Source organism: Hydrogenophaga sp., assembly GCF_019264445.1.
Lineage (GTDB): Bacteria > Pseudomonadota > Gammaproteobacteria > Burkholderiales > Burkholderiaceae_C > Hydrogenophaga.
Map to the genome: position 1 here is coordinate 23,512 of NZ_JAHVAB010000012.1, position 11,041 is coordinate 34,552.

The 11,041-nt window shown below is 62.4% G+C and carries 10 protein-coding genes; 4 read left to right on the forward strand and 6 right to left on the reverse strand.

Translation table 11 applies throughout. The features are described 5' to 3' along the window. Nucleotide 1: 1 nt before the first annotated feature. The 5 genes from KXJ60_RS01210 to KXJ60_RS01230 form a co-directional block, all read right to left on the reverse strand. Nucleotides 2-493, reverse strand: coding sequence for a GNAT family N-acetyltransferase (locus tag KXJ60_RS01210; protein ID WP_291123540.1), 492 nt, complete (start codon nt 491-493; stop codon nt 2-4). Beyond that, the gene (gene glmM / locus KXJ60_RS01215) at nt 490-1,833 is read right to left on the reverse strand and encodes a phosphoglucosamine mutase (RefSeq protein ID WP_291123541.1); all 1,344 of its coding nucleotides are present in this window, start codon (nt 1,831-1,833) and stop codon (nt 490-492) included. The genes KXJ60_RS01210 and glmM overlap by 4 nt, the downstream gene beginning before the upstream one ends. Nucleotides 1,834-1,897: 64 nt before the next feature. Next, nucleotides 1,898-2,728, reverse strand: a complete 831-nt coding sequence (gene folP / locus KXJ60_RS01220; RefSeq protein ID WP_291123543.1) for a dihydropteroate synthase — start codon at nt 2,726-2,728, stop codon at nt 1,898-1,900. 66 nt (nt 2,729-2,794) lie between these two features. Continuing rightward, the gene (gene ftsH, locus KXJ60_RS01225; protein WP_291123545.1) at nt 2,795-4,711 is read right to left on the reverse strand and encodes an ATP-dependent zinc metalloprotease FtsH; all 1,917 of its coding nucleotides are present in this window, start codon (nt 4,709-4,711) and stop codon (nt 2,795-2,797) included. 142 nt (nt 4,712-4,853) lie between these two features. Continuing rightward, a complete protein-coding gene (locus KXJ60_RS01230) occupies nt 4,854-5,525 on the reverse strand; it encodes an RlmE family RNA methyltransferase (RefSeq protein WP_291123547.1) in 672 nt (223 codons plus the stop codon). Nucleotides 5,526-5,569: 44 nt separating this feature from the next. Here KXJ60_RS01230 and KXJ60_RS01235 point away from each other — a divergent pair, with 44 nt between their 5' ends. From KXJ60_RS01235 to KXJ60_RS01245, 3 genes are all read left to right on the forward strand, one after another. After that, nucleotides 5,570-6,046 carry a YhbY family RNA-binding protein gene (locus KXJ60_RS01235; protein WP_291123549.1) on the forward strand — a complete coding sequence of 159 codons (477 nt, stop codon included), beginning with the start codon at nt 5,570-5,572 and terminating at the stop codon, nt 6,044-6,046. Between the two features lie 74 nt (nt 6,047-6,120). Further along, a complete protein-coding gene (locus KXJ60_RS01240) occupies nt 6,121-8,202 on the forward strand; it encodes a M3 family metallopeptidase (protein ID WP_291123550.1) in 2,082 nt (693 codons plus the stop codon). Between the two features lie 33 nt (nt 8,203-8,235). Then, nucleotides 8,236-8,895 carry a glutaredoxin family protein gene (locus KXJ60_RS01245; protein ID WP_291123552.1) on the forward strand — a complete coding sequence of 220 codons (660 nt, stop codon included), beginning with the start codon at nt 8,236-8,238 and terminating at the stop codon, nt 8,893-8,895. Nucleotides 8,896-8,913: 18 nt separating this feature from the next. On the opposite strand, the gene rpiA is transcribed toward KXJ60_RS01245, so the two are convergent. After that, complete coding sequence (gene rpiA / locus KXJ60_RS01250; protein WP_291123554.1) at nt 8,914-9,585, reverse strand: ribose-5-phosphate isomerase RpiA; 672 nt, start codon at nt 9,583-9,585, stop codon at nt 8,914-8,916. Between the two features lie 37 nt (nt 9,586-9,622). Here rpiA and KXJ60_RS01255 point away from each other — a divergent pair, with 37 nt between their 5' ends. Continuing rightward, nucleotides 9,623-10,708: a quinone-dependent dihydroorotate dehydrogenase gene (locus KXJ60_RS01255; RefSeq protein ID WP_291123556.1), complete on the forward strand. Its 1,086-nt coding sequence runs from the start codon at nt 9,623-9,625 to the stop codon at nt 10,706-10,708. Nucleotides 10,709-11,041: the final 333 nt, after the last annotated feature.

Consider the following 11,041-nt stretch of genomic DNA (forward strand, 5'->3'; position numbering starts at 1 on the left):
CTTACAGCCACTTCTGCATGAACCGGGCGGTGCCCATGCCCGGGTCCAGCTGGTAACCCGCGAAGCCGATGCGCTCGTACAAGCGCACCGCTGGCAGGTTGCCCGAGAGCACCTCGAGCGTGAGCTTGACCGCACCCCGCTCGCGGGCCACGGCCTCGCACTCGGCGAGCATCAGCTCGGCAATGCCCCGCCCCCGGTGGCTGGCCAATACCGCCACGTCGTGCACATTCACCAGCGGCTTGCAGGCAAAGGTCGAAAAACCTTCGATGCAGTTGACCAGGCCCACGGGCTGGTCGCCGTCAAACGCCAGCACGCTGTAGGCCTGCGGCCGCGCCGCCAGACCCGACACCAGGTGGGCTTTCGCAAAGTCCGACAACCCCTGGCCACCACCGGCGGGGTCGCTGGCGTACGCATCCAGCAACATCACCAGGGCGGCGGCATGCGCGGGGTTAGCGTAATCGGCCCGCAGCGTGGCAATGCCGTTGGCACTCATGCCGGCACCTGCGCACGCACCGTCGCAGCCAGCCGCTCCGCGCAGTTCTGCGCTTGCGTGGCGTCGCGCGCCTCGACCATCACGCGAAGCAGCGGCTCGGTACCACTCGCACGGATCAACACGCGCCCGCCATCACCCAGCTCAGCTTCCACCGCCTGCGTCTCTTTGGCCAGGAGCGTGTTCGACCGCCAGTCTTGCCCGGGCTGCAACCGCACATTGATGAGCGTCTGTGGGAACAGCGTCACGTCTGCCAGCAGCTCGGCCATGGTCTTGCCACTTTCCACGCAGGCTGACAGCACCTGCAAGGCCGAGACCAGACCGTCCCCCGTGGTGTGACGATCCAGCACCAGCAGATGGCCGGAACCCTCCCCGCCCAGAATCCAGCTGTGCCGCTTGAGCTCTTCAAGAACGTACCGGTCGCCCACCTTGGCGCGCACGAACTTCACGCCGCGCGCCTTGAGCGCCACCTCCACCGCCTTGTTGGTCATGAGCGTGCCCACCACGCCGGGCACGTCTTCGTCGCGCGCCAGCCGGTCGGCCACGATCAGGTACAGCAACTCGTCACCGTTGTAGAGGCGGCCCTGCCCATCGACCATCTGGATGCGGTCCGCATCGCCATCCAGGGCCACGCCGTAGTGGGCCCCGTGCAGCCTCACCGCCTCCAGCAAGGCCTGCGGGTGCGTCGCTCCCACCTGGTGGTTGATGTTGAGGCCGTCCGGAGCGCAGCCAATCTTGACGACTTCGGCGCCCAGCTCATGGAACACGGCCGGCGCGATCTGGTAAGCGGCGCCATGGGCCCCATCCACCACGATCTTCAAGCCCTTGAGCGTGAGATGGTGGGCGCACGTGCTCTTGCAGAACTCGATGTAGCGCCCGGCGGCATCGTCCAGCCGGCGGGATTTGCCCAGCTTGGCGGACTCTACCCAGACAGGCGCTTCCTCCAGCGCAGCCTCCACGGCCAGCTCCCACTCATCCGGCAACTTGGCACCTTTGGCGCTGAAGAACTTGATGCCGTTGTCGGCGAAAGGGTTGTGGCTGGCCGAAATCACCACCCCCAGGCTGGCGCGCTGCGCACGCGTGAGGTAGGCCACGGCGGGTGTGGGCACAGGGCCCAGCAGCACCACGTCCACCCCTGCCGAGTTGAAGCCCGACTCCAGCGCCGACTCCAGCATGTACCCCGAGATGCGCGTGTCCTTGCCAATCAGCACGGTGGGATGCGCTTCCGTGCGGCGCAACACCCGCCCCACTGCATGCGCGAGCCGAAGCACGAAATCGGGCGTGATGGGGGCCTGGCCGACGGTCCCTCGAATGCCATCGGTGCCAAAGTACTTCCGCGCCATGGTTGCCGCTCCTCTTTTGTTGTGGTGTTCTGAAGCCACGCATTATCGCGGCCCGTTGCAAGGATTACGGCGCCTGCAACGCCTGCCAGACCTTGATCGCATCCACCGTATCGCGCACGTCGTGCACCCGCACCACGCGAGCACCGCGCTCGACCGCGAGCACGGCGGCCGATACGCTGGCTGCCACGCGATCAGCCGGCGCATCCCGGCCAGTGATCGCACCCAGAGACGACTTTCGAGACCATCCCGCCAGCAGGCCGAAACCCAGCGGCAACAATTCCGCCTGGCGAGCCAGCAGGCTGAAGTTCTGGGCGACCGTCTTGCCAAAGCCGACGCCAGGGTCAAGCACGATGCGCGCTTGCGCCACTCCCGCGGAAGCCAGCACGCCTGCCCGGCCGCTCAGGAAGCCGATCACGTCAGGCAAGACATCGCCCTCCATCGGCGCCACTTGCATGGTTTGAGGATCGCGGTGCATGTGCATGAGGCAGATCCCGCAGCGCGGATGGGACGCCACCACCGACACCGCATTCCCCAGGCGCAATGCCCAGATGTCGTTGACGATGTCGACCCCCACATCCAGCGCAGCCTGCATGACCTCGGGCTTGTAGGTGTCGACGGAGATCGGTAGCCCCAGCCGACAGGCCTCCTTGAGCACGGGGAGCACGCGCGCCAGTTCGACATCCAGCGGCACCGCTGGACTGCCCGGACGCGTGGACTCGCCACCAATATCCAGGAGGTGCGCGCCATCCCTGATCAGCTGCTCGCAGTGCCGCAGCGCCGCCGCGGTGCTGGCGTGCTGGCCGCCGTCAGAAAACGAGTCGGGCGTCACGTTCACGATGCCCATCACGCGAGGGATTGTCAGATCGATGTCAAAACGCGCGGTTTGCCAGTGCATGGTGTCTCAAGGCCACGTAGAAACGACAACGGGGCCGAAGCCCCGTCAAAGAGTGTGCCCGGCCGTTCAGGCGGCCGAAGGCGCCGGATCCGTGGACACCGCCGGCGTACCACCACTGCCACCACCACCCACGGAGGGGTTACGCGGCGTCCAGTCTTTGGGCGGACGCGGTGGCTTGCCCGCCATGATGTCGTCGATCTGGTCGGCATCAATGGTTTCCCACTCCAGCAAAGCGGTCGCCATGGCGTGCATCTTGTCGCTGTGCAGTTCGATCAGATCGCGCGCCAGCTTGTACTGCGCATCGATGATGCGGCGCACCTCTGAGTCCACCTTCTGCATGGTGGATTCGCTCATGTTCGTGGTTTTGGTCACCGAGCGGCCCAAAAACACCTCACCCTCGTTCTCGGCATACACCATGGGCCCCAGCGCATCCGTCATGCCGTAACGCGTCACCATGTCACGGGCAATGGCCGTCGCACGCTCGAAGTCGTTCGAAGCGCCGGTGGTCATCTGGTTCATGAACACTTCCTCGGCAATACGCCCTCCAAACAGCATGCTGATCTGGTTCAGCATGTAGTCCTTGTCGTAGCTGTACCGGTCCTGGGAAGGCAGGCTCATCGTCACACCGAGGGCACGGCCGCGCGGAATGATGGTGACCTTGTGCACCGGATCGCACTTGGGCAGCAGCTTGCCGATGAGCGCATGACCAGACTCGTGGTAGGCGGTGTTGCGGCGCTCTTCCTCGGGCATCACCATGCTCTTGCGCTCAGGGCCCATGAAGATCTTGTCTTTGGCCTTTTCGAAGTCCTGCATTTCAACAACGCGCGCATTGCGCCGCGCAGCCATCAGGGCGGCTTCGTTGCACAGGTTGGCCAAGTCGGCGCCGCTCATGCCAGGAGTACCGCGGGCGATCACGCTCGCGTTCACATCGGTGCCCAACGGCACTTTGCGCATGTGCACATTCAAGATCTGCTCGCGACCCCGGATATCGGGCAGCGTCACATAGACCTGGCGGTCAAAGCGTCCGGGGCGCAGCAAGGCCGCATCCAGAATGTCGGGCCGGTTGGTGGCAGCCACCACGATCACACCCAGGTTGGTCTCAAAACCGTCCATCTCCACCAGCATCTGGTTGAGAGTTTGTTCGCGTTCGTCGTTGCCACCGCCCAAGCCCGCGCCGCGCTGGCGACCGACGGCATCGATTTCATCGATAAAGATGATGCAGGGCGCATTCTTCTTGGCGTTCTCGAACATGTCGCGCACGCGGGCCGCGCCCACACCCACGAACATTTCCACAAAATCGGAGCCGGAAATGCTGAAGAAGGGCACCTTCGCTTCGCCCGCGATGCCTTTGGCGAGCAAGGTCTTGCCGGTTCCGGGAGGGCCGACCAGCAGCAACCCGCGCGGTATGCGCCCGCCCAGTTTTTGAAACTTGGCGGGGTCTTTCAAGAAGTCGACGACCTCTTTGACTTCTTCCTTGGCCTCATCACAACCGGCCACATCGGCGAACGTCACGGTGTTGTTGTTTTCGTCCAGCATGCGCGCCTTGCTTTTGCCAAAGCTGAACGCGCCGCCCTTTCCGCCGCCCTGCATCTGCCGCATGAAATAAACCCACACACCGATCAGAAGCAGCATCGGCCCCCAGCTCACCAGCAAGGTCATGAGCAGCGAACTCTCTTCGCGGGGGCGCACATCGAACTTGACGTTGTTGTTGATCAGGTCACCGACCAAGCCTCGATCAAGGTAGGTGGCCGTGGTGCGAACGCGCCGATCGTCCTGTGTAACAGCCACGATTTCGGTGCCGCCCTGGCCTTCCTGAATGGTCGCGCTCTTGATGCGCTGAGCCTTGACCTCGTCCAGGAACTCCGAGTAGCCCATGTACCCGGAACCCGCAGCCGAGCGCGTGTCGAACTGCTTGAAGACGGTGAAAAGCACCATGGCGATAACCATCCACACGGCGATTTTCGAAAACCACTGGTTGTTCAAGTGCAGCTCCTGGAGACGATAGTGACTGACAAGCTCATATGTTCCTCATTCTAGGACTTTCAAGTCCTCATGCCCCACAGGCATGACGCGTCAATGTCAATGAAAGGGATAGTCAATCCGTGACAGTGCTTCGCCATACGGCTCATGTGGACTTTTTCAGACCCAGCCCGACCAGGAAGGTTTCCGAAGATTTGTCCCTGGACGCCTTCGGCTTGACGGCCTTCACTGTGCGAAACGTCTCTCGGAACAGCGCCACCATCGGGTCGTAGGCACCGCCATGAAAGAGCTTCACGACCAGAGCACCGTCTTGCCTGAGGTGACGAACGGCAAAATCCACGGCCAGCTCCACCAGATCGGTGATTCGGGCCGCGTCCGTCATGCCGATACCGGAGAGGTTCGGCGCCATGTCGGACACCACCACGTCCACCTTTTCAACGCCGCGCTCCACCAACGCGGCTTCCAGCGCCCCCAGCACAGCGGCCTCGCGGAAATCGCCCTGAATGAAATGCACCCCCTCGACGGCCTCCATGGGCAACAGATCCAGCGCGACGATGGTGCCCTGCAACTCACCCACCGCCGCGCCATTGGGGCTCAAGCGGCGCCGCAGGTACTGGCTCCACGCGCCGGGCGTGGAGCCGAGGTCCACCACACAGTGCCCGGGACGCACCAACCCGAGCAGCTCGTCGATTTCCTTGAGCTTGTAGGCGGCGCGCGCGCGGTAGCCGTCTTTTTGCGCCAAGCGCACGTACGGGTCGTTGACGTGCTGGTTGAGCCAGGCCTTGTTGACCTTCTTGCTCTGGGTTTTGACTTTCATGCCCATGAGGGACGCCTAAGGTCTGTGTAAACGATAATTGTCCCATGCCCCAGATCACACTCACCCCTGCCCAGCGCAAAGTCCATCGGGCCGAAGCGCACCACCTTGATCCCGTCGTTCACATCGGAGGCGACGGACTGAGCGCTGCGGTCAAGAAGGAAGCGGATGCCGCGCTCAAATCCCACGGGTTGATCAAGATTCGCGTGCTCAACGATGACCGCGCGGCCCGCGAGGCCATGCTGCAAACCCTGGCGGACGAGCTGCACGCCGCGCCGATCCAGCACATCGGCAAACTGCTGGTGCTGTGGCGCCCGATCCCGGAGAAGGAAAAGGTGGTCGACGAGGATCGCATGCCCGGTCCGCGCGACGTGAAAGTGCTCAAGTTCAGCAAACGCGGCGGTCAACGGCCTGAGGTGAAGGTGGTGCGCGTGCTGGGCAACCAGCGCCTGACGCCCGGCGGCCAGGTGAAGCGGGCCAAAGTCATGAAAAAGAGCTTGAAAAAGAGCGCCCAATCTCAGTAGCCCCAGTCAGCTCGTCTTTCGTCCGTTCAATGCCCCCGCTTGAACTTCGCCCCCAGCGCCACATCTGAGAACGCATGAACGAACGCACACCCCCATCCAGCCTGAACCCGCTGCTCGACTTCGAGGATCTGCCGAGGTTTGATGCGATCAAGCCGGCACTGGTCGGTCCCGCGATAGAACAGCTGCTGCTCGACGCCCGATCCGCCCTGGAGCAAGTGACAGCTGCGGATTTTCCGAATGACTGGCGTCGCATCTCGCTGGCGCTCGACGTGCCCACAGAACGCCTTTCAAGGGCTTGGGGTGCCGTTAGCCACCTTAACAGCGTGGCGGACTCGCCTGAACTGCGTGCTGCCTACAACGAGGCGCTGCCAAAGGTCACAGAATTCTGGACCAGCCTGGGCTCTGACGAACGGCTTTATGACAAGTACAGGGCCATGGATGTGGCCACGCTGAACCCGGAGCAGGTTCGGGCTCACCACAACGCCATGCGTGGCTTCGTGCTGGGTGGCGCCGCGCTTGAAGGTCAGGCCAAGGAGCGGTTTGCCTGGCTGCAGGAACGCCAGGCCGAACTGGGGCAGAAGTTCAGCGAAAACGCCCTGGACGCCACCGACAGTTTCTCTCTGTTCGTCACCACCGATGAGCTCGCCGGCGTGCCGGACGACGTGGTTCAGGCAACTGGTGCGGCTGCGCAAGCGGAAGGGAAGTCGGGCCACAAACTGACGCTCAAGATGCCTTGCTACCTGCCTGTGATGCAATTCGCTCACAGCAGCGCACTGCGCGAGAAGCTGTACCGGGCCTACGCCACACGCGCCAGTGACCAGGCAGAGGGAGAGTCCAGCAAGTTTGACAACACAGCCATCATGGGCGAGCTGCTTGCTTTGCGCCACGAAGAGGCGCAATTGCTCGGATACCGCCACTACGCCGATGTGTCGCTCGTGGCCAAGATGGCCGAGTCGCCCGAACAGGTCGTTGCGTTCTTGCGTGAGCTCGCGCACAAAGCGCGTCCGCATGCGGAAAAAGACCTGAAAGACCTGCGCGAATTCGCGGCCACCGAGCTCCACCTGAAAGACCCGCAAGCCTGGGACTGGCCCTACGTCGGTGAAAAGCTCAAGGAGGCTCGTTACGCGTTCAGTGAGCAAGAAGTGAAGCTCTATTTCACTGCGCCAAAAGTGCTTGCCGGACTGTTCCAGATCGTCGAAACGCTATTCGAAGTGGCGATCCGTCGTGACAAGGCGCCAGTGTGGCACCCGAGCGTCGAGTTCTACCGAATCGAGCGCTCAGGCACGGCCGGCCCTGAACTCGTCGGCCAGTTCTATCTGGACCCGGCGGCACGCACGGGCAAACGAGGCGGCGCCTGGATGGATGATGTGCGGGCGCGCTGGCTGCGCCCTGACAGCGGCAAGCTGCAAACGCCCGTCGCCCACCTGGTGTGCAACTTTGCAGAAGGCGTGAACGGGAAGCCCGCGCTCCTGACGCACGACGACGTGATCACTCTCTTCCACGAGTTTGGTCATGGCTCGCATCACATGCTGACGCAGGTCAATGAGCGCGACGTGTCCGGGATCAGCGGCGTCGAATGGGATGCGGTGGAGCTGCCCAGCCAGTTCATGGAGAACTTTTGCTGGGAGTGGGAGGTGCTCAAGCACATGACCTCCCATGTGGAAACCGGTGAGCCGTTGCCACGCGAGCTCTTTGAAAAAATGCTCGCGGCCAAGAACTACCAGAGCGGCCTGCAGACGCTGCGACAGGTGGAGTTTTCGCTGTTTGACATGCTCCTGCACAGCCTGCCTGAACCTGCCACCTCCGGCGACACGATCCTGGCACTGCAACGGCAGGTCCGCGACGAGGTGGCCGTGTTGCACCCCCCCGCATACAGCCGCACACCTCACACCTTCAGCCACATTTTTGCTGGCGGGTATTCAGCCGGGTACTACAGCTACAAGTGGGCAGAAGTGCTGTCCGCAGATGCCTACGCGGCCTTTGAAGAGGCCGCGCAGCAAAATGGCCACAGCACGCTGGACGTCGTCACTGGGCGCCGCTATCGTCAGGCCATCCTTGAGGTGGGCGGCAGCCGCCCTGCCATGGAGTCGTTCAAGGCCTTCCGGGGCCGAGAGCCGAGCATCGATGCCCTGCTGCGCCACCAGGGCATGGCTTGAAGTATCGCGTGGCCTGCTGCTGGAAACCCTGTCATGACCCTCGACCGATCCGCATTCCGACTGCTGAGCCTGGGCGTCTGTACAACCCTTTTTGCGGCGTCAGCGCTGGCCCAAGGCGTCTACCCGATCATGGGTCCGAATGGAAAGGTCATTGGATTTTCTGACCAGCCTTCCCCCGCTGCCACCCCCTCGCGCTCCGCTGGCACCAGCAGTGCGACCACCCCTCAGACCGCTCCGGACGCGCAACTGCCTTTCGAGCTTCGCCAGGTCAGCGCGCGGTATCCGGTCACCCTTTACACATCAAAAGACTGCGCCCCCTGCAACAGCGGCCGAAACCTGCTCAATGCGCGCGGTATTCCGTACAGCGAAAGAACCATCGAGACTTCGCAGGATGCAGACGCACTGAAGCGACTCAGTGGTGAAACCTCATTGCCGCTCCTGACCATCGGGGCCCAGCAGCTAAAAGGGTACTCCGACACCGAGTGGACGCAGTACCTCAATGCAGCGGGGTACCCCAAGCAATCGGTGTTGCCGTCGAGCTACCGCCGTGCTGCGGCCTCACCACTGGTGGCCGTTCGAACCGAACCCTCTCCGGCGGGCGCTGCAAGTCCCGGGGCTGCGTCGACACCGCCTGCATCAGGCGCAGTGCCGGTCGCACCCCCCGCCAACAACCCGGCGGGCATACGCTTCTGACTTGGTGGAAGACGGGCGTCAGTAACTCAGCGTCCTGACACCATCTAGCGTCCCAAGCAAACACACGCTGGCTTTCTGGTGGGCGAACACGCCCACCGTCACCACGCCAGGCCACTGGTTGACTTCGCTCTCGAAACCCAGCGGATCGGTGATCTGCAGGCCGCGGACGTCGAGGATGTTCTGGCCGTTGTCGGTGACCAGCGGTGCGCCATCTTTGAGCCTCAATTGTGCCGTGGCTCCCAGCGCAGCAAACTGCCTTGCCAGGCGCGCGGTCGCCATCGGAATCACTTCGACAGGCAGCGGAAATGCACCAAGCACCTTGACCAGCTTTGACTCGTCAGCGATGCAAACGAAGCGTCGAGATTGCGCCGCCACGATTTTCTCGCGCGTGAGCGCCGCCCCACCGCCCTTGATCATGTAGCCGCGCGCATCAATCTCGTCAGCGCCATCGATGTACACCGCAATCTCGCCAACAGCCGCCGCATCGAACACCGGAATGCCCAGCGATTGCAAACGTGCTGTGGATGCCTCCGAACTCGACACCGCGCCGGCAATCTGCCCCTTGATGGAAGCGAGCGCATCGATGAACTTGTTGACCGTTGAGCCCGTGCCCACTCCCACGATTTCACCGGGTGTCACGTATTGAAGAGCAGCCTGGCCCACCAGGGCTTTGAGTTCATCTTGGGTCATTTGAGACAATCGTTAAAACAACAAACTGGATTATCCAATGTCGCTTCTCCCCTACGGCATCGCGCGGCCCTTCCTGTTCGGGATGGATCCCGAAGCGGCTCACGAGCTCACCCTGAACGGCATCGCCCGGCTCCAGCATTCACCCTTGACCTGTCTTTACAGCCAGCCGCGTGTGCAAGATCCCTACGCCCTCGCAGGCCTGCACTTTCCCAACCGCGTTGGACTGGCCGCCGGGTTGGACAAGAATGCGCGATGCATTGACGGATTGGCCGCCATGGGCTTCGGATTCGTCGAGGTCGGCACCGTCACCCCTCAACCGCAGGCTGGGAACCCCAAGCCCCGCATGTTTCGCCTGCCCAAAGCCAACGCCCTGATCAATAGGCTGGGATTCAACAACGACGGGCTTGAGGCGTTTGTTGCCAACGTGACGCGCGCGCGGTTTCGACAAGAGACCGGCCCGAAGCCCATGCTGCTGGGACTGAACATCGGCAAGAACGCGAGCACGCCCATAGAGCGAGCGACCGACGACTATCTGACTTGCCTTGATGGCGTTTACCCGCATGCCGACTACGTCACGGTCAACATTTCGAGCCCCAACACACAGAACTTGCGCAGCCTCCAGAGCGATGAAGCGCTGGATGCTTTGCTTGGCGCGGTAGCGGAAAGGCGCGAGCTGCTGGCGCAACGCCACGGGCGGCGCATTCCCATATTCGTCAAGATCGCGCCCGACCTCGATGCCAGCCAGGTGGAAGTCATCGCCGCGACGCTCAGGCGTTACGGCAGTGACAGCGGCGGCCAGGCCACCCATGCTTTCGGCGTTATCGCCACCAACACGACGCTCAACCGAGACGCCGTTGCTGGCTTGCAGCATGCTAAAGAAGCGGGGGGCCTGTCGGGCTCGCCTGTCTTGCAAGCCAGCAATGACGTGATCCGCAAACTGCGAAGTTCCCTCGGCGCAAGTTTCCCTATCGTCGGCGTGGGGGGTGTTCTCAGCGCAGAGGATGCTGTCAGCAAAATTCAATCGGGCGCCGACCTCGTTCAGATCTACACCGGGCTGATCTACCGAGGACCTTCGTTGGTCAGCGAATCTGCAAACGCCATCCGCGCGCTCAACCGAACTTGAGCCCCATTGGCATCACCTTCAGGCCGCTGCAGCGCGGCAGACACAAAGAAAAACGGGTCAGAGCTTTCGGCTCTAACCCGTTGATTCTGTTTTGAAAAATGGTCGGCGTGGCGGGATTCGAACTCGCGACCCCTTGCACCCCATCGAAATATACATGAAATATTGCGGGATTTCCTGGGACGTTATGGGACGACATTTTCCGTTTTAAATCATATAGATACAAAGAATACTTGATCCCAAGACGTCCCACAAAATACACTGACAGCGTTTTTTCGGTTTACCCCCCGGTTTACCCCCCAGGACCCGTATGACGCGATATCCGAAGTCAGGAAA